The sequence below is a fragment of the Kitasatospora sp. NPDC091335 genome (assembly GCF_044757205.1).
Taxonomy (GTDB): domain Bacteria; phylum Actinomycetota; class Actinomycetes; order Streptomycetales; family Streptomycetaceae; genus Kitasatospora.
Window position 1 is genome coordinate 181,124 of record NZ_JBIVUM010000002.1, and the last position, 18,059, is coordinate 199,182.

Consider the following 18,059-nt stretch of genomic DNA (forward strand, 5'->3'; position numbering starts at 1 on the left):
TCAGATTCCGATCTGGAAGTCGGCGGTCCAGGACTGCAACTCGCTCATCATCGAGTCCCAGATCCCGGTGACGAGCAGCAGACCGACCGCGACGAGCATGCCGCCGCCGATCCTCATGACGAGCGGGTAGTGCCGCTTGACCCAGCCGAAGGCGCCCAGCGCCCTGCGGAAGGCCACCGCGGCCAGGATGAACGGTACGCCGAGGCCCAGGCAGTAGAAGGTGGTCAGCAGCGCGCCGCGCTGGGCGTCGGCCTGGTTCAGGGCCAGGTTCTGCACGGCCGTCAGGGTCGGCCCCATGCAGGGCGTCCAGCCGACGCCGAACACCACCCCGAGCATCGGGGCGCCCAGCAGGCCGACGGCCGGGCGGCGGTGCGACCGGACCTCGCGCATGCTCAGCCCTGGCACCAGGCCCATGAACGCCAGGCCCATCACGATGGTGAGCGAGCCCAGCACGACGCTGATGATCCGCTTGTAGTCCTGGAGCTCCTGGCCGAAGTAGCCGAACAGGGCTCCGGTGGAGACGAACACCGCGGTGAAACCGAGGATGAACAGCACCACGCCGAGCAGCATCCGGCCGCGCCGGGAGCCGCGGGCGTCCGCGAGGTCCGCGGCGGAGAAGCCGGTCACGTACGACAGGTAGCCGGGGACGAGCGGAAGCACGCACGGCGAGAAGAAGGACGCCAGCCCCGCCAGCAGCGCGACCGGAGCGGCGGCCAGCAGCGCGCCGCTCTGGACGGTCGAGGTGGTGTCGGCGAGCTGCTGCGTCGGACTCACTGCTTCTGCTCCGCGACCACCGGCTGGAGGATCGACTCCAGCGCGTCCTCGGTGGTGCCGCCGACGGCGCGGGCGGCGAGCTTGCCGTCGCGGTCGACGATCAGGGTGGTCGGGATGGACTGCGGGTTGAGGCTGCCCTTGGGGAACTTCAGCAGCTGGGTGCCGGCCGGGTCGAACAGGCTCGGGTACGTGACGCCCTGCTCCTGCTCGAAGCGGACGGCGTTCTGCTTCTCGGTGTCCCGGGTGTTGATGCCGAGGAACCGGACGCCCTGGTCCTTGTACTTCTCCGAGACGTTCTGGAGGCTCTTGGCCTCGGCCCGGCAGGGACCGCACCAGGAGCCCCAGACGTTCAGCACGACGACCTTGCCCCGGTAGTCGGAGAGCTTGGCCGGGGTGCCCTCCAGGGTCTCCCCGGTGATGTCCGGCGCGTCCCCGCGCTTGCCGGCGTCCGCCTTCGACAGGTTGGTGCCCTTGACCGTGACGAAGCCGACCTGGCCCTCGCCGCTGCCCGACGAGCCCGCGGAGGAGCAACCGGTGAGGGCGAGCGCAGCGGCGGCGACGGTGGCGGCGGCTGCTGCGGCGACACGGGGACGGGGACGCGTCATGGCAGACATGTGAAAAGTTTCGCATGGAGTTCCGGGCCGGTTCGCCGGGGTCCTCCCTTGCGCGTGGCACCCCTTCTGACCTGCGACGAAATCGGGTCACCCGGCAGATACCAGGTGACCCGAAGTCATACTTACCTACCGCTTACGCGGGGTTAGGCGCCGAAGCTCTTGCCCACCGGCTTGTCTCCCTTGCGGCCCTTGCCCACCAGGTGCGCGGGCAGCAGGTCGCGGGCCGGCTCGCGGTAGCCGACCGAGACGATCCTGTCGTCCTCGAAGGTGAAGCTGGTCAGCGAGGCCAGCGAGCACTGCCGGTTGCGCGGGTCGTGCCAGAGCCGGCGGCGCTCCACGAAGGAGCGGAGGATCCAGATCGGCAGCTGGTGGCTGACGCAGACCGCCTCGTGCCCGCGCGCGGCGTCCCTGGCGGCGCCGAGCGCACCCATCATCCGCACCACCTGGTCGAGGTACGGCTCGCCCCAGGAGGGCTTGAACGGGTTGGTGAGGTACTTCCAGTAACCCGGGTTCCGCAGCGAACCGTCGCCGACGCCGAAGGTCTTGCCCTCGAAGACGTTCTCCGCCTCGATCAGCCGCCCGTCCACCGCGACCTCCAGGCCGTGTGCCCCGGCGATCGGCGCGGCGGTCTCCTGGGCCCGCTCCAGCGGGGAGGCCACCACATGGGTGACGTCCCGGTCGGCCAGGTCCTCACCGACCCGCTCGGCCATCTTCCGGCCCAGCTCGGACAGGTGGTAGTCCGGCAGCCGCCCGTACAGGACGCCCTCCGGGTTGTGCACCTCGCCGTGCCGCATCACGTGGACGACGGTGATCTCTTTGGCGCTCACTTCTCGACTACTCCTGGGACTCAGAGGGTTCAGGCCGTGGCGGCGGCAGCGGCGCGCGCGGCGGCCGGCAGCGCGGCGGCGATCCGCTCGATCGCCCGCTCGTCGTGGGCCGCCGAGACGAACCAGGACTCGAAGGCGGACGGCGGCAGGTAGACGCCCTCGGCCAGCATCGCGTGGAAGAAGGCGGTGAAACGGTACGCCTCCTGGGTCTTCGCCTCGTCGTAGTCGGTGACGGCGGCCTCGGTGAAGAACACCGAGAACATGTTCCCCGCGGTCTGGAGACGGTGCGCCACGCCCTCCTTGGCGAGCGCCTCGGTGACCAGGCCGGAGATCTCGGCGGCGACCCGGTCCACCGTCGCGTACACCTCGTCGGTGCAGCCGCGCAGCTGGGCCAGGCCGGCCGCGGTGGCGATCGGGTTCCCGGACAGGGTGCCCGCCTGGTAGACCGGGCCGGCCGGGGCCAGGTGCGCCATCACGTCGGCGCGGCCGCCGAAGGCCGCGGCCGGGAAGCCGCCGCCCATGACCTTGCCGAAGGTCAGCAGGTCCGGCGCCCAGCCCTCGTTCGCGGCCTCCAGGCCGTACCAGCCGGCCTTGGAGACGCGGAAGCCGGTCATCACCTCGTCGGAGATGAACAGCGCGCCGTTCTCCCGGCAGAGCCGGGCCAGGCCGCCGTTGAAGCCGGGCAGCGGCGGGACGACGCCCATGTTGCCGGGCGAGGCCTCGGTGATCACGCAGGCGATCTCGCCCGGGTGGGCGGCGAACGCCCGCTCGACGGCGGCCAGGTCGTTGTACGGCAGCACGATGGTGTCGCCGGCCTGGGCGCCGGTGACGCCCGGGGTGTCCGGCAGGCCGAAGGTGGCGACGCCGGAACCGGCGGCGGCCAGCAGCGCGTCCACGTGACCGTGGTAGCAGCCGGCGAACTTGACCACCTTCGCGCGGCCGGTGAAGCCGCGGGCCAGCCGGATCGCGGACATCGTGGCCTCGGTGCCCGAGGAGACCAGGCGGACCTGCTCGACCGGGGCGACCCGGGCGACGATCTCCTCGGCCAGCTCGACCTCGCCCTGGCCGGGAGTGCCGAAGGAGGTGCCGTGGGAGACGGCCCGCCGGACGGCGTCGATCACCTCGGGGTGCGCGTGGCCGAGGATCATCGGACCCCACGAGCACACCAGGTCGACGTACTCGCGGCCGTCGGCGTCGGTGAGGTAGGGGCCGGTGCCGGACACCATGAAGCGCGGCGTGCCGCCGACCGCGCGGAAGGCGCGCACCGGGGAGTTGACGCCGCCGGGGGTCACCACGGAGGCGCGGTCGAACAGCGACTGGGACTGGGGGGCTTCGTAGGGATAGCTCACAAAAGACATGGTCTCAAATCGTGTCCTTGCGCTCTGCATGTCCGACCCGATCATCTGGAACGATGATCCGGGCACCGTTGTCTGTACGGTTGTCCGTACAGCAGGGGCCGCTGACTGCACCGGACCGGGGACCAGTCAGACTGTGTACACAGAGTGCGCAGGCGCTCCGGTCTGTGTGCAGGGGTGTGGAGAGGACTGCCGCGTACCGCGAGTGGGTACGGCGGCGCATGACGGGTAAGGAGCACGACCGGTGGGACGCCGGACGTGCGGGGGTCTGTCGATTCCGGCGAATTCCGGTGAGGATGGTCCGAGTGTCCGAGGCGCAGGACGGCTACGACGAGGCCGCGGGGGGCTCCCGCCGGCCCACCGAGGCCGCACGCGGGGGTACGGGAGCGGGTACGGGTCGAGGTCGTCGCGGCGGTGAGAGGCGGGGTGAGGGACGCGTGGGGGTGACGTACAAGTACTTCGGCGCCCCCGACCGCGCGACCGCCGCCAGAGTCCCCACCGCCCTGGGGCCCGGCGGACTCGGCCTGGACGCCGGCGAGCTCGGCTCGCTGGGGCGGCTCGGCGACCTGATGGAGACCAGCGGCTCCCCCACCGGCCACCTCTCCACCAAGATCAAACCGGAGACCATGAGCGCCATGGTGCTCACCGGCATCCAGGGCGTCCCGCTGCACCAGGTGCCGCCGCTGGAGCTGGTCGTGCTGCACCCCGACTACGCCGTCGTCCAGCTCCCCCACAACGTCGTCGAACCACTGCGCAAGGCCGACGAGACCGAACTCGGCGCCGCCGCGTTCATCTGGTCCACCGTGCCGGACCGGCGCGGACCGCGGGACGCGTTCGTGATCTACAGCATGCTGCACGAGTGGCAGGACTTCGCCAACCGCCTGCACGAGGCCGGACACCAGCTGTACTGCCTGGTCTGGCCCTGACGCCGGGCGCCCCGGCCCGCGCCGAACGCGGACCGGGGCGGGCCCGGTTGACGGTGGATCAGTTCCGCCCTCCGGCCGGCCGCAGGACGGCGGCGGCGAGCAGCAGAGCCATCGTCAGCAGGCCCGCGGCCACCCCGAAGGCGAGCCGGAATCCAGCCGTGAGGGCCTCGGACGCCGGGTGTCCGGCGGCCACGAGGGCCCCGGTGCGGCCGTCGGCGAGGGTGGTGAGGACGGCGACCCCGAGCGCGCCGCCGACCTGCTGGGTGGTGTTGAAGAGGCCGGAGGCGGTGCCCGCGTCCGCCGGCCCCGCGCCCGACATGCCGAGCACCGTGAGCGCCGAGATCGCCAGGCCGAAGCCGGCCGCGAGCAGCATCGTGGGCAGCAGGTCGAGGACGTAGTCCCCGTCCGCGGGCAGCCGGACCAGCAGCGCCAGGGCGGCGACCAGCAGGACCAGCCCGGCCAGCAGCACCGGGCGCTCGCCGAAGCGGGCGTTCAGCCGGGCGGACAGCGTGAGCGAGACGGTGCCGATGGCGAGTGCCGCCGGGAGCATCGCCAGGCCGGTGGCGGCGGGGCCGTAGCCGCGGACGTTCTGGAGGTAGAGCGCGACCAGGATCTGGAAGCCGAACAGCGCGGCGACCATCAGCACCTGTACGGCGTTGGCGCCGGAGACGTTGCGCGAGCGGAACATCCGCAGCGGGAGCAGGGGTTGGGCGGCCCGCGCCTGGCGGAGCAGGAACCCGGCCAGCAGGGCGAGCGAGAGCGCGCCGAGGCCGAGGGTTCGGGCGGAGGCCCAGCCGTGCTCGCCGGTGCCGACGACGGTGTAGATGCCGAGCATCAGCGCGGCGGTGATCAGCACGGCGCCGAGGACGTCGGCGCCGGCCCGCAGGCCGGGACCCCGGTCGGACGCCAGCACCCGGACGGACAGCAGCACGGCGGCCAGGCCCAGCGGCAGGTTGATCAGGAAGATCCAGTGCCAGTCGAGCGCCTGGGTGAGCACCCCGCCGAGGACCTGGCCGATCGAGGCGCCGGCCGCGCCGACGAAGCCGAACGCGCCGATCGCCCGGCCGCGTTCGGCCGGCTCGGGGAAGAGCGTGACGATCATCCCGAGGCTGACCGCGGAGGCCATCGCACCGCCGACGCCCTGGAGGAAGCGGGCGGCGATCAGCATCTCCTGCCCGGTGGCGACGGCGCAGAGCAGCGAAGCGGCGGTGAAGACGGTGAGCCCGGCGACGAACATCCGCTTGCGGCCGATCAGGTCGCCGAGCCGCCCGGCCAGCAGGAGCAGGCCGCCGAAGGCGATCAGGTAGGCGTTGACCGTCCAGGTGAGGCCGGCGGGCGAGAAGTGCAGGTCGTCCTGGATCGCGGGCAGCGCCACGGTGACGATCGAGCCGTCCAGGATGATCATCAGCATTCCCGCGCAGAGCACCGCGAGGGCGAGCGGGCGGGAGCGGGCGGGGGTCGCGGAAGCCGGCCTGGGGGCGGCCGGGGCGTGCGTGGTCATGGCGGTTCTCCCGGTTCGTCGAGTACCGGGTAGGACGCTATCAGATCGTTTTGTTCGGGACTATCTATCTCGGGAGCAGATTGGGCTTCCGGGATCAGCCCCGGGAACGGCGGGCCCGGCGGACGGTGCGCTCGACCTCGACCGGCTCCGCGAGGTGCCCCTCCACCAGGTGCGTCAGCGCCGAGACGAACACCTCGCGCTCGGGCTGCGGCAGCGCCTCCAGCAGCTCCCGGTGCACCCGGTCGGCGATCGCGGTGCCCTCCGTCACGGTCCGCTCGCCCGCCGCGGTGACCGAGACGATCCTGGCCCTGCGGTCGGTCGCGGACGGACGGCGCTCGGCCAGGCCGGCCTTCTCCAGCTCGTCGACGGTGACCACCATGGTGGTCTTGTCCAGGTCCGCCAGCTCGGCCAGCTGGATCTGGGTGCGCTCGGCCTCCTGCGCGTGGAACAGCACGCAGTAGGCGCGCGGGGTGATCCCCAGCTCGGTGAAGGCGGCCGCCATCCGGGTGGCCAGCACGTGGCTCGCGTGGTCCATCAGCCCGGAGATGTCGCGGATCTGGCGCACGGGCGGCGGGGTCGTCGTCATGGCTCCGAGGTTAGCAACGGCCCGTCTGCTGCCGGATGATCCCGTTGCCAACCAACGCCGGGTCTACGGGATGCCCAACTCGAACAGCGCATAGCCCGCGTACCAGCCCGCCGCGAGGACCGGCATCGCCAGCAGCCCGGCGAGCGAGGAGGTCCGCATCCGGCGCAGCGCCACCGCCAGGCCGATGCAGAGCGGGAAGGCGGGCAGCAGGTAGCGCGAGATGTTGCCGAAGATCTGGTTGCTGCTCAGCGCGGTGAGGATGGTGAGCGCGGTGTAGACCCACAGCACCAGCGGCGGCCGGGTGCGCCAGAACAGCACCAGCAGCCCGGGCAGGGCGATCAGCAGGGCGATCGCGATCAGGTCGGGGACGGGGTTGGACTGCCAGAAGTCCCAGTGCCCGGTGATCACGTCCATGATCGTGCGCAGGGTGGAGGCACCGCCGTCGAAGTAGCGGTTCCAGGCGCCCTGCTGGAGCTTGAAGTAGCCGCCCCAGTCGCCCATCTTCCAGCCGACCCAGGCGACGTAGCCGATCAGGCCCCAGGGGGTGATCAGCATCGCGGTCAGCGGACGGGCCACCCCGTCGGTGCGGCGGACCAGCGCGACCAGCGCGGCGATGGAGACGGCCGCGATCAGCGCGGCGGCGGTCGGCCGGTTGAGGCCCGCCACCAGCGCCAGCAGGCCGGCGGCGAGCCAGCGGTGGGTCATCACGCAGTAGCAGGCCCAGGCGGACAGCGCGACGAACAGCGAGTCCGAGTAGACCGCCCACTCCACGCCCGAGCCGGGGAACAGGCCCCAGAGCACCGCGGCGATCACGCCCGCGCGGTAGCCGCCGAGCCGCTCGGCGACGGCGAAGATGCCGGCCGCGGCGACGAACGAGGCGAGCACCGAGACGACGATCCCCGAGCCGTACGGGCCGAGCCCGGTGACCGTGCCGACCAGCCGCATCAGCCAGGGGTAGAGCGGGAAGAAGGCGGCCGAGTTCTCGTAGTAGGTGGCCAGCGGGAAGCCGTGCAGCGGGATCAGCTGCGGGTCGTACCCGTTCTCGGCGATCCGCTGGTACCAGACGCCGTCCCAGGTGCCCAGCACGTCCCAGGCGTTGGTGCCGCCGCCGCGGCCCGGCTGCTTCTTCAGGTAGTCGCCGGTGTGCGAGAGCAGCAGCATGAAGACGGTCAGGCCGATGGCCTTGACCACCGCGTACGCGCCCAGCGCGGGCGCGAAGCGGTCCACCAGCGCCCCGAACCGCCCGGGCTCCCGGCCCGTCCGCTCCTCGGGGGCCTCCGCCGGCGCCCCTTCGGGCGCTCCGGGCTGGGTGCTGGACGACTCGGTGCTCGATGCCGTGCTCATCTGGTCTGGGTACTCCCCGCCCCGCTCGTGTCCGCGCGGCTCCGGCGCAACGATTTTCCCGTGAGCCTACGGCACGTCCCCGCGCCGAAAACCGCTGGCGTCCCCCGACCGTCGCCCAGCACCATGCCGCCCATGCCGAATACCCCGCCGCCCCGCCGCGTCCACGGCCGACTCCGGCCGACCGTGAACGCGGCCGTCGCCGCCCGGGTGGGGGCGGCGACGGGGTGAGGGCGGGCGGGGTGGATCAGCCGTGGACGTAGACGATGCCGAGCTTGGTGAGCTGCCAGAGCTGGTTGGGGGCTCCGGTGTCGGTGGCGAGTTCGACGTACGGGTTGCCCTTGGCGTCGAGGGTGCCGCCGGTGGCCAGGACCTTGGTCTGGTCCTGCGAGTCGGCGATCCGGTAGCGGCCGTTGCCGGCCGGCTTGAAGACCCAGTGCTGGTTGCCGCCGCCGGTGCAGCGCCACTGCTGGATCCGGGTGCCGGGGGCGGTGGAGGCCGCGTTGGCGTCCAGGCACATGTCGCGGTTGCCGCTGAAGTCGAGCTCGTAGCTGCCGCCGGCCTTGGCCTCCAGGACGAAGGACTGGTTCAGCCCGCCGGTGGCCGGATAGGTGATCGCGGGCCGGCCGTCGGTGGAGTCGCCGTAGCTGCCGCCGCCGCTGAGGTCGAGCGCGTTGCCGCCGGCCGCGTTGGTCAGCTGGTACCAGGAGCCGTCCTCGGGGACGTCGCCGAACGGCTGTCCGGGGCTGAGCGGCTGGATCGAGGTGGTGTTCTGCTGGTTGAGCGTGCAGTACGCCTGCGCCAGCTCGGGCCGGGAGTAGAACTGGCCGAGGCAGACGCCCTCGCCGCGGTAGCCGGCCACCCGCAGGTGGTACGACTGGCGGACCATGTTCATGCACAGCCCGGGGATGCCGATCTGCGAGTCGCAGCCGTTGCGCACCCACTCGGAGAGGTTGATGACGTCCCCGTTGCTGTACTCGTACGGGGAGGTCGTCCACTCCGCGCAGACCTCGTGCCCGAAGGCGACCCGCCGCTGGTCCAGGTACCGGACGCCGGGCACCTGCTCGGCCGCGCCGCGCAGCGCGTCGCTGAGCGTCGGCACCACCCAGTTGTGGCCCCAGGCGAGGTCCTCGGGGAAGGCCGGGCAGCCGTCGGCGACCTTGCCGACGTAGTCGTTGCGCCGGATGTCCGGGGTGATCGGGTTGAAGTACGACTGGTAGACCAGCTGGTACGAGGAGTCGGCGTAGCCGGCCCTCCGCATGGTCTGACGGATGTTCTGGAGCGCCGCGACCACCTTGGGCTGGACGCCCTTGGCCCGGCGGCGGATCTCGTCGCTGCCGATGGTGTCCCGGCAGCCCTGGTCCTTGGGGATCGGGAAGTACTGCGCCAGGCAGTGCATCATGATGCCGCTGAAGTCGAAGTCGTCATTGGCGCCGATGGTGACGACGACCATCTTGACGTCGTACCTGGCCGCCGTGTCGGCCAGCTTGACGTCCTGCTTGGGCTCGCCGAAGTCGCCGCTGCCGGGGCCGGTGATCTTCGCCAGCTCCGGGTCGCTGACCAGGTCGCCGGTCTGGGCGCCGGAACAGGCGAGGTCGATCGGGGTGACCCCGGGGATGTCGGTGACGAAGATCTCCGACTTGGGATGGCGGTGGCAGTAGTTGGTGGGACTGTCCGTCTCCGGGAAGTAGCCGTCGTTGGTGTCGGTGCCGGCGCCCTCCCCCGAGATGGCACTGTCGCCGAGGGCGACGATCGCGGACGGGCGGGCGGCGGCCACGGGCGCGGCCGGGGCGGGATCGGCCAGGGCGACGGGGGCGCCGGCCAGGCCGAGGGTGGCGAGGAGGGCACCGGTGGCGAGCAGCGCGGCGCACCGGGAGGCACCCGGGCGCGTCCGCCGCGCAGCCGACAGTGGGGACCTGATCACACGCGACTCCTTGCGAGGGTGGGGACCCGCTTCGGCGGGGCGCCGAGCGGCTCTGGGCAAGAGAGGAGCAGGGAAAGGTGAGCAGGTCTCGCATTCTAGGAACTGACAAGTAACACAACAAGACGTGTGACATCACCGGGAACTGACGGGACCACAGATTCCGGGGAAACGAGGAGCCGCCGCCCCGCGCCCCAGGAGGGAAGCGCGGAGCGGCGGCTCTCACCGGCCGAACCGGGTGCTGGATCAGCCCACGTTGGCGCACTTGTTGCCGAACGCGGGGTTCAGCAAGCCGATGATGTCGATGGTGTTGCCGCAGACGTTCACCGGAACGTGCACCGGGACCTGGATCTGGTTGCCGGAGACGACACCGGGGGAACCGGCGGCGACGCCCTGGGCGCCGGAGCTGGCCATCGCGGCACCGGCGCCGCTGGCCACGATGCCCACCACGGCCGCGCCGACGGCGGCGGTCTTCTTGATGCTCATAGCGAGCCTCCTGACTGTTCGACAGAGATGCACGGGGAGTGCGACATCTAGAACGAGACCCCACCGGACCGGTTGCGACAGGCCGCCCACTGTCACCCGTCCGGCCCAACGGCGCCGCGGGCCCGGCATTCGGGTGATCGAAGGACCGGACCGTTTCCCGATCCGCGGTTCCTCGTTCTCCCTCACGGAACCCGGTCTCCACGGCCCCCACGCGGCGGGCCTCCCATACCCGGCGCCCGGCAACCCGTGCCGGATCGCCTGACCGGAATTCCACCGTCGCGCCTTTGTCCGAGCCTTTCCCGGCCGTGCGGGAACCGTTTCGAGAGGCACCGCGACACGGCGGCCGCGGCCACGCCCGAGCCATGGGCGGAACACGCCGGTGTGCGCCGCCCGAGTGACAATCGCGGCAATCCCTGAAGCCCTCGGGTGAGTATTTCGTGCTCGCCCGGCTCCCGACATTTCCCTTCCGTCGGGCAGAAATCGGAGGAATGACATGCGCAACTTCAAGAAGGCCGCCGTCCTGTCGCTGGCCGCCGGCGGCCTGGTGCTCGGTGCCGCCGGTGGCGCGGCCGCCAGCGCGGGCGCCGAGGGCGTCGCCGCCGGCTCCCCCGGCGTGCTCTCCGGCAACCAGATCCAGATCCCGGTCCACGTGCCGATCAACCTGTGCGGCAACACCATCAACATCATCGCCCTGCTGAACCCGGCGTTCGGCAACGAGTGCGTCAACGCCGGCTGAACCCGCCGTCGCCGCACCGGCGACAGCTGATTCACCCGAGCCCGTGCCGCGCCCCGCAGCGCCGGGGCGCGGCACGCTCCACCCGTGTGTGATCGAGGAGATCAACCCCCATGCAGAACATGAAGAAGGCCGCCGTCCTCTCCGCCGCCGCTGCCGGCCTGGTGCTGGGCGCGGCGGGCTCCGCCGCCGCCAGCGCGGGCGCCGAGGGCGTCGCCGCCGGCTCCCCCGGTGTCATCTCCGGCAACCAGATCCAGGTGCCGATCCACATCCCGGTCAACCTGTGCGGCAACTCCGTCAACATCGTCGGCCTGCTGAACCCGGCGTTCGGCAACACCTGCGCCAACGTGGAGGCGCCGCCCGCGGACGACTGCTGATCCCCGATCGGCACGCGTACCGGCCGTCCTGCCCCCCGACCAGTCGGCCGGGGGGCAGTTCGGCGTCCCCGGACAGCCGTCCGGGACTCCCGATCCACCGAAGGGTGATCACGATGGTTTCGAAGAAGAGCGCGGCCGTCCTGGCCGCCGCCGCGGGTGCCGCGGTGCTGCTCGGCGCCGGTTCGGCGCAGGCCGCCACCGCGGCGGGCGAGGCCCCGGCCGGTCCGGCCACGCTGACCAAGACCGACCTCGGCCAGGCGCTGGGCGGGACGACCACCGGCCTCGGCTACGGCATCGCGCCGATCAAGAGCCTGCGGCTGGACCCGTGGGCGAACTCCTCGGCCGACTTCCTCAACAACGGCGCGGCCCTCCAGCCCGACCAGGGCCTGCCCGCGGTCGGCACCGGGACGCTGACCGGCCCGCTGAGCGCCGGCGGCGGCGCCAAGGACCTCCCGCTGGTCGGCGGGCTGACCGGCCTCCTGCCGGGCTGAGCCCCCGGGGGCCCGGGGCCCACGAGAGCCCGGGCGCACGAGGGCCCGGCACCCCGCCACGCGGCCGGGGTGCCGGGCCCTCGTGCCGGGACAGGCCTCAGAGGCGGGTGAGGTCGGTCAGGCCGGACTGCCCCACCACGGTGGTGGTGGTCGTGGTGGCGGTGTCGGCCAGGGCGCCGGCGGTGTCGGTGAGGGAGAGCCGGCTGTCCTCGTCGCCGAGGCTGGCCTTGGCCCCGGGGATCACCTGCACCGCCCCGGAGACCAGGCGCGGGTCGATCTCGTCCACCTTCAGCCGGCCGTCGGCGAGCTGGCCGGCGCCGTCCTGGGCGAGCGCGAGCGGCTTGCCGAGGGTGAGCCCGGGGGTCTTGGCGTGCAGCGGCGCGGCCGGGGCGTCCAGCAGCACCTTGCCGAGGTCGGCGCTCTGGTCGACCAGCGGGAGCGGGAGGTCGGCCTTGGCGCTCGGGCCGACCTTGCCGGTGGTCAGCTGGGGAAGGATCTGCTCGGGGAGCAGCGCTCCGTCGGTGCTGGTGGTCCGGGCGGGCACCGGGGGCATGACCAGCGAGGTCGGGATGCCGGCCGTGAGCCGGCTGCCCAGCGGGGCGAGCGGGACGTCCGCCGGGACCTGCTGGGTGGCCAGCGCGTCCTCCAGGACGCCGACCTGGTCGAGTCCGACCGGGGCGGCGGAGGCCGCTCCCGGGGAGGCGAGCACGCCGGCGCCTACCGCCAGCAGCATCGCGCCGGCCCGCTTGGAGAACTTCATGCTATTCACCGTTCTGCTGTCCGAACTGGGGATCACTGGGGAAGGGCTGCGGGGGCCGCAGCCGGAAAGCGATCTGCTCAACGAGTGACCGGGAGTGTGGATTGCGGCGATTAACCGGTTCGGGTTAATAATCCGACCGGAAACGATCCGCCGCCGTGTCTCCGGGACTCTTTTCAAGAATCCCCGTAACCTTCCGTGCCGTCGTTCTTTGATCTGGACGTCAGTGACTGCAGACCGGGTCTGAGCGTTCTCAGCGTTGTACGCACGGAATCCAAAGAGCATTTCAGAGAGGGATCTCGCCATGATCCAGAAGTCCTTCGCCGCCGCCGGCCTGGCCGTCGCCGCGCTGGCCGGTGCCGCCGGGCCCGCGTCCGCCATCGGTGACGCGGACGGCGCCGCCGCCTCGATCGAGGGCAACGGCGGCACCAACTTCACCGGCACGGTCGGGAACAACAGCCCGAACTTCCACTTCCTGGACAACCCGAACATCTGCCTGCCGGAGATCCACAACATCGCCGTCGGCGTGCTCGGCGTGGCCGTCCCGGTCGAGGTCCCGGTCGCCAACACCGGTGGCAGGCAGTACTGCACCATCGGCCAGGGCACCCAGAGCCAGGGCGACGGCGGCGTGTCCCACCTGATCGGCTGACGGCTCCCCGCTCTGCTCTCCCTGCACCACCCCTCTGATCCACCCCCGAATCGCTCCCCGATTCACCCCCGAGAGGAAAACCGGAAATGATCAAGAAGTCCTTCGCCGCGGCCGGCCTGGCCGTCGCCGCCCTCGCGATGTCCGCGGGCTCGGCGTCCGCCATCGTCGACGCGGACGGCGCCGCCACCTCCGTCCAGGGCAACGGTGGCACCAACCACACCGGCACCACCGGCAACGGCAGCCCGAACAGCCACGTTCTGGACAACCCGAACATCTGCCTGCCGGAGATCCACAACATCGCCGTCGCCGTCATCGGTGTCGCGGTGCCGGTCGAGGTGCCGATCCTGAACAGCACCCCGAAGCAGATCTGCGACGTGGGCCAGAACACCCAGTCCTCGGGCGACGCGGGTGTCTCGCACCTGATCGGCTGATCACGGGGCACGGCACGGACGGAGGGCCCGGGGAGGAACACCTCCCCGGGCCCTCCGGGCTTCGCGGACGAAAGTGTCCGGCCGGTCGCGCCGCGGCGCGGTCCGGACGGGTGAGCGGCGATCCGGTCCGGCGCGTGGGGCGCCGGTCCCGGCCGCCGGATGTGATCACGTGTCAGAGCGCCCGCGGGGGCGCTCCCAGAGAGAGGGCAGTTCCATGAAGAGCAAGCTGGCCAAGGCCGCACTGACCGCCGCTGCCGCCCTGGCGCTCGCGGGTGCCGCCACCCCGGCCTTCGCCCACGTCGGTGTGGCCGGCGGCGGCGAGTTCGTCGCCTCGGCCGACCAGCCGTTCCTGGCCGGCGAGGGCTTCGGCATCGCCCACGCCGGGGACACCGCCGCCGGCGGCTTCGGCGGCGGCGCCGCGACCTCCACCGACCTGATCGGCGGCGGCGTGGGCTTCGCGCACGCCGGCGACGTGGGCATCTAGCGGGAACCCGGAAGGCCGGGCCGCTCCCGTGAGGGGAACGGCCCGGCCTTCCGTCGTGCGGTGCGTCCGCTACTTGAGCATCGCGGCGGCTTCGAGGGCCCAGTAGGTGAGGACCTGCTCGGCGCCCGCGCGGCGGATCGAGGTGAGCGTCTCCATGATCATCCGCTCCCGGTCGATCCAGCCGTTCGCGGCGGCCGCCTCGACCATCGCGTACTCGCCGGACACCTGGTACGCGGCGACCGGCACCGGGGAGGCGTCGGCGACCTGGCGCAGCACGTCCAGGTAGGCCATGGCGGGCTTGACCATCACCATGTCCGCGCCCTCGGCGAGGTCCTGCGCCAGCTCGCGCAGCGACTCCCGGGCGTTGGCCGGGTCCTGCTGGTAGGTCTTGCGGTCGCCCTTGAGCGAGGAGCCGACCGCCTCGCGGAACGGGCCGTAGAAGGCCGAGGCGTACTTGGCGGTGTAGGCGAGGATGCCCACGTCCTGGTGCCCGGCCTCGTCCAGCGCCCGCCGGATCACGGCGATCTGGCCGTCCATCATGCCGGACGGGCCGACCAGGTGGACGCCGGCGTCGGCCTGCACCCTGGCCATCTCGGCGTAGCGCTCCAGGGTGGCGTCGTTGTCGACGCTGCCGTCGGCGGCCAGCACGCCGCAGTGGCCGTGGTCGGTGTACTCGTCCAGGCAGAGGTCCGACATGACCACCAGGGAGTCGCCGACCTCGGAGACCACGTCCCGGATCGCCTGCTGGAGGATGCCGTCCGGGTTGGTGCCCTCGCTGCCGGTCGCGTCCTGCACCTCGGGGACGCCGAACAGCATCAGGCCGCCCAGGCCCGCCTCGGCCGCCTCGACCGCGGCCTTGCGCAGGGTGTCCCTGGAGTGCTGGACGACGCCGGGCATCGAGCTCACCGGGACGGGCTCGCTGACGCCCTCACGGACGAACAGCGGCAGGATCAGCTCCGCCGGGTGCAGCCGGGTCTCGGCCACCAGGCGGCGCATCGCCGGGCTCTGACGCAGCCGGCGGGGGCGTACGTACGGGAATTCAGCGGACACGGCTTCTCTCTCCGAACGGTTGTGCAGCACCGGGGGCGACGGTCGGCCGCCCCCGGCCGTGAGGGGTGTCAGCGGGCCTTGCGGCGCGAACCCGGACGACGCTCGCTGGGCCGGTAGACCGGCTCACCGGCGGCCGTCGCGGTGTCGCGGCGCTTGGCCCCGAAGTCTGCCAGCGCCTGGGCCAGCGCGGCCGCCGACGGCGCCGGGGCCATCACGTCGACCCGCAGGCCGTGCTCCTCGGCGGTCTTGGCGGTGGCCGGGCCGATGCAGGCGATGACCGTGACGTTGTGCGGCTTGCCCGCGATGCCGACCAGGTTCCTGACGGTCGAGGACGAGGTGAACAGCACCGCGTCGAAGCCGCCGCCCTTGATCGCCTCGCGGGTCTCGGCCGGCGGCGGCGAGGCGCGCACCGTCCGGTACGCCGTCACGTCGTCGACCTCCCAGCCGAGCTCGACCAGGCCGGCCACCAGGGTCTCGGTGGCGATGTCGGCGCGCGGCAGCAGCACCCGGTCGATCGGGTCGAAGACCGGGTCGTACGGCGGCCAGTCCTCCAGCAGACCGGCCGCGGACTGCTCGCCGGAGGGCACCAGGTCCGGCTTCACGCCGAAGTCCACCAGGGCCTGCGCGGTGGTCTCGCCGACCGCCGCGACCTTGATCCCGGCGAACGCCCGGGCGTCCAGGCCGTACTCCTCGAACTTCTCCCGGACGGCGCGCACCGCGTTCACCGAGGTGAACGCGATCCACTCGTACCGGCCGGTGACCAGGCCCTTGATGGCCCGCTCCATCTGCTGCGGGGTGCGCGGCGGCTCGACCGCGATGGTCGGCACCTCCTGCGGCACCGCGCCGTACGAGCGCAGCTGCTCGGACAGGCCGGTGGCCTGCTCCTTGGTGCGCGGCACGAGGACGTTCCAGCCGAACAGCGGCTTGGTCTCGAACCACGAGTGCGAGGCGCGGTGGGCGACCTGCTCGCCCACCACGGCTATCACCGAGGTGGCCGGATCGACCGGGGCGGAGACCGGCGAGGGCAGCACCCGGGCGGCCTTCAGGTCGGCCGCGATGCCGGACAGGGTCGAGGTGAAGGTCCGCTGCCGGGTGGTGGTGCCGGAGAGCGTGGCGCTCAGCGCCGAGTCCGGCTTGCGGCCGCCCGCGACCAGGGCGCCCGCGGTGGCGGGCAGCCGGCCCAGGGTGGTGCGGACCACCAGGGTGGTCTCCGCCCCGCCCAGGTCCACCGGGCTGCCGGCCAGCAGCGCCGCGCCGTCCACGAAGCGCACGTCGGTGCCGGCCCCGGCGCGCAGCGGGACGCCCGCGTACGCCGGGACGCCGACCGACTGGGCGACGCCGGGGATCACCTCGAACGGGATCCCGTCGCCGGCGCAGCTGAGCATCTCCTCGGCGGCGCAGCCGTCCAGGCCGGGGTCGCCGTCGACGGTGCGGACCACGTGCCTGCCGGAGCGGACCGCCTCGGCGACCAGCTTGGCCAGGTCGAAGTCGGTGCCCTCGGCGGCGGGGGCGTGCACCTGCACACCGGCCGGACAGTGGCTGCGCACGGCGGCGGCGGTCAGCGGGTCGGCGACCAGCACGTCGGCGGTGGACAGCACCTCGACCGCGCGCAGGGTCAGCAGCCCCGGGTCCCCGGGGCCCGCGCCCAGGAAGGTGCACCGTCCGGTGGCGGGCTGTCCCGCCGGGAACAGGGCGTCGGTGGCGGTGGTGGGGCTCATCGGGCTCGCTCCCCCATCAGGGCGGCCGCGCCCGCGGCGAGCAGCCGGTCGGCCAGCGCGCGGCCGAGGGCCACCGCCTGCCGCTCGGCGGTCTCGTCGAGGACGATCGGACCGTTGGCGGACATCTTCAGCAGCGCGGAGCCGTCGGGGTCGCCGACCACGCCGTCCAGCCGCAGTTCGTTCTCCCGGCCCCAGGTGGCCAGCGCGGCCACCGGCGCCGAGCAGCCGGCCTCCAGGGTGGCCAGCAGGGCGCGCTCGGCGGCGACGGCGACCCGGGTGGGGGCGTGGTCCAGGGCCGCGAGCACGGCGGTCAGGTCAGTGGCGGCGGAGGGGCACTCGATCGCGAGCGCGCCCTGGCCGGGGGCCGGGATCATCACCTCGGTGCCGAGGTGCTGGGATATCTCGGCGCTGCGGCCGAGCCGGTTCAGGCCGGCCGTGGCCAGCACCACCGCGTCCAGCTCGCCGCTGGTCACGAAGCCGATCCTGGTGTCCACGTTGCCGCGGATCGCGACGGTCTCCAGCTGGGCGCCGCGGGCGGTGGCCCAGGCGTTCAGCTGCGCCATCCGGCGGGGCGAGCCGGTGCCGATCCGGGCCGGGCGGCCGGCTCCGGCCAGCTTCTCCACCAGCTCGTCCAGGGTCAGGCCCTCGGCCGCGACCAGGGCGTCCCTGACGTCCTCGCGCTCCGGGACGGCGGCCAGCGCCAGGCCCTCGGGGGCGGCGGTGGGCAGGTCCTTGAGCGAGTGCACGGCGAAGTCGATCCGGCCCTCCAGCAGCGCGTCGCGCAGCGCGGAGACGAACACACCGGTGCCGCCGATCTGCGCCAGCGACTCCCGCGAGGTGTCGCCGTAGGTGGTGATCTCGACCAGCTCGACGGGGCGCCCGGTGACCCTGGTCACCTCGCGGGCCACCATGCCCGACTGCGCCATGGCGAGGGCGCTGCGCCGGGTGCCGAGCCGCAGGGCCGTGGTGGCCGCGGGCTGCTCCGTGATCGGTTGACCATTCATGAGGTGATCGTCCCGGTGGTACTCGTGGGATGGC

Annotated in this window: 20 protein-coding genes; 7 read left to right on the top strand and 13 right to left on the bottom strand. The window is 72.6% G+C overall.

The features are described from left to right. The 4 genes from ACIQOW_RS05660 to hemL form a co-directional block, all read right to left on the bottom strand. Entirely contained in the window at nucleotides 1-774 is a 774-nt protein-coding gene (locus ACIQOW_RS05660) for a cytochrome c biogenesis CcdA family protein (RefSeq protein ID WP_401080082.1), read from the bottom strand. Continuing rightward, nucleotides 771-1,388 (bottom strand): TlpA family protein disulfide reductase, encoded by a 618-nt coding sequence (locus ACIQOW_RS05665; RefSeq protein WP_401080084.1) that lies wholly within the window; start codon nucleotides 1,386-1,388, stop codon nucleotides 771-773. The genes ACIQOW_RS05660 and ACIQOW_RS05665 overlap by 4 nt, the downstream gene beginning before the upstream one ends. Nucleotides 1,389-1,531: 143 nt before the next feature. Next, nucleotides 1,532-2,182 carry a histidine phosphatase family protein gene (locus ACIQOW_RS05670; protein WP_188301360.1) on the bottom strand — a complete coding sequence of 217 codons (651 nt, stop codon included), beginning with the start codon at nucleotides 2,180-2,182 and terminating at the stop codon, nucleotides 1,532-1,534. Nucleotides 2,183-2,244: 62 nt separating this feature from the next. After that, the gene (gene hemL / locus ACIQOW_RS05675) at nucleotides 2,245-3,573 is read right to left on the bottom strand and encodes a glutamate-1-semialdehyde 2,1-aminomutase (RefSeq protein ID WP_188301334.1); all 1,329 of its coding nucleotides are present in this window, start codon (nucleotides 3,571-3,573) and stop codon (nucleotides 2,245-2,247) included. Nucleotides 3,574-4,013: 440 nt separating this feature from the next. Between hemL and ACIQOW_RS05680 the strand changes: the two genes are divergently transcribed. Continuing rightward, entirely contained in the window at nucleotides 4,014-4,496 is a 483-nt protein-coding gene (locus ACIQOW_RS05680) for a hypothetical protein (RefSeq protein ID WP_078589103.1), read from the top strand. A gap of 58 nt (nucleotides 4,497-4,554) precedes the next feature. On the opposite strand, the gene ACIQOW_RS05685 is transcribed toward ACIQOW_RS05680, so the two are convergent. The 5 genes from ACIQOW_RS05685 to ACIQOW_RS05705 form a co-directional block, all read right to left on the bottom strand. Beyond that, a complete protein-coding gene (locus ACIQOW_RS05685; protein ID WP_401080087.1) occupies nucleotides 4,555-5,997 on the bottom strand; it encodes an MFS transporter in 1,443 nt (480 codons plus the stop codon). A gap of 94 nt (nucleotides 5,998-6,091) precedes the next feature. Next, nucleotides 6,092-6,583, bottom strand: a complete 492-nt coding sequence (locus ACIQOW_RS05690) for a MarR family winged helix-turn-helix transcriptional regulator (RefSeq protein WP_401080089.1) — start codon at nucleotides 6,581-6,583, stop codon at nucleotides 6,092-6,094. Between the two features lie 63 nt (nucleotides 6,584-6,646). Next, nucleotides 6,647-7,927 (bottom strand): hypothetical protein, encoded by a 1,281-nt coding sequence (locus ACIQOW_RS05695; RefSeq protein WP_401080091.1) that lies wholly within the window; start codon nucleotides 7,925-7,927, stop codon nucleotides 6,647-6,649. A 244-nt stretch (nucleotides 7,928-8,171) separates the two neighbouring features. Then, on the bottom strand, nucleotides 8,172-9,848 hold the full coding sequence (locus ACIQOW_RS05700; protein ID WP_401080093.1) for an RICIN domain-containing protein: 1,677 nt from the start codon (nucleotides 9,846-9,848) through the stop codon (nucleotides 8,172-8,174). 243 nt (nucleotides 9,849-10,091) lie between these two features. After that, nucleotides 10,092-10,331 carry a chaplin gene (locus tag ACIQOW_RS05705; protein ID WP_401080095.1) on the bottom strand — a complete coding sequence of 80 codons (240 nt, stop codon included), beginning with the start codon at nucleotides 10,329-10,331 and terminating at the stop codon, nucleotides 10,092-10,094. Nucleotides 10,332-10,824: 493 nt separating this feature from the next. Between ACIQOW_RS05705 and ACIQOW_RS05710 the strand changes: the two genes are divergently transcribed. From ACIQOW_RS05710 to ACIQOW_RS05720, 3 genes are all read left to right on the top strand, one after another. After that, nucleotides 10,825-11,067 (top strand): chaplin, encoded by a 243-nt coding sequence (locus ACIQOW_RS05710; protein WP_401080097.1) that lies wholly within the window; start codon nucleotides 10,825-10,827, stop codon nucleotides 11,065-11,067. Nucleotides 11,068-11,177: 110 nt separating this feature from the next. Further along, nucleotides 11,178-11,441, top strand: a complete 264-nt coding sequence (locus tag ACIQOW_RS05715) for a chaplin (RefSeq protein WP_401080099.1) — start codon at nucleotides 11,178-11,180, stop codon at nucleotides 11,439-11,441. A 113-nt stretch (nucleotides 11,442-11,554) separates the two neighbouring features. Beyond that, nucleotides 11,555-11,932 carry a hypothetical protein gene (locus tag ACIQOW_RS05720; protein WP_401080101.1) on the top strand — a complete coding sequence of 126 codons (378 nt, stop codon included), beginning with the start codon at nucleotides 11,555-11,557 and terminating at the stop codon, nucleotides 11,930-11,932. Between the two features lie 97 nt (nucleotides 11,933-12,029). Here the strand turns inward: ACIQOW_RS05720 and ACIQOW_RS05725 are convergent, their stop codons facing one another. Continuing rightward, complete coding sequence (locus ACIQOW_RS05725; protein ID WP_401080103.1) at nucleotides 12,030-12,692, bottom strand: hypothetical protein; 663 nt, start codon at nucleotides 12,690-12,692, stop codon at nucleotides 12,030-12,032. A 301-nt stretch (nucleotides 12,693-12,993) separates the two neighbouring features. Here ACIQOW_RS05725 and ACIQOW_RS05730 point away from each other — a divergent pair, with 301 nt between their 5' ends. The 3 genes from ACIQOW_RS05730 (at nucleotide 12,994) to ACIQOW_RS05740 (ending at nucleotide 14,253) form a co-directional block, all read left to right on the top strand. Next, entirely contained in the window at nucleotides 12,994-13,338 is a 345-nt protein-coding gene (locus ACIQOW_RS05730) for a rodlet layer protein (protein ID WP_401080105.1), read from the top strand. A gap of 86 nt (nucleotides 13,339-13,424) precedes the next feature. Then, the gene (locus tag ACIQOW_RS05735; protein ID WP_401080107.1) at nucleotides 13,425-13,769 is read left to right on the top strand and encodes a rodlet layer protein; all 345 of its coding nucleotides are present in this window, start codon (nucleotides 13,425-13,427) and stop codon (nucleotides 13,767-13,769) included. Nucleotides 13,770-13,983: 214 nt separating this feature from the next. Next, complete coding sequence (locus tag ACIQOW_RS05740; RefSeq protein WP_401080109.1) at nucleotides 13,984-14,253, top strand: hypothetical protein; 270 nt, start codon at nucleotides 13,984-13,986, stop codon at nucleotides 14,251-14,253. A 69-nt stretch (nucleotides 14,254-14,322) separates the two neighbouring features. On the opposite strand, the gene hemB is transcribed toward ACIQOW_RS05740, so the two are convergent. From hemB to hemC, 3 genes are all read right to left on the bottom strand, one after another. After that, nucleotides 14,323-15,303 (bottom strand): porphobilinogen synthase, encoded by a 981-nt coding sequence (gene hemB / locus ACIQOW_RS05745; protein WP_401080111.1) that lies wholly within the window; start codon nucleotides 15,301-15,303, stop codon nucleotides 14,323-14,325. Nucleotides 15,304-15,371: 68 nt separating this feature from the next. Further along, nucleotides 15,372-17,021 (bottom strand): uroporphyrinogen-III synthase, encoded by a 1,650-nt coding sequence (locus tag ACIQOW_RS05750; protein WP_401080113.1) that lies wholly within the window; start codon nucleotides 17,019-17,021, stop codon nucleotides 15,372-15,374. Further along, complete coding sequence (gene hemC, locus ACIQOW_RS05755) at nucleotides 17,018-18,025, bottom strand: hydroxymethylbilane synthase (RefSeq protein WP_401080115.1); 1,008 nt, start codon at nucleotides 18,023-18,025, stop codon at nucleotides 17,018-17,020. The genes ACIQOW_RS05750 and hemC overlap by 4 nt, the downstream gene beginning before the upstream one ends. Nucleotides 18,026-18,059 lie beyond the last annotated feature (34 nt).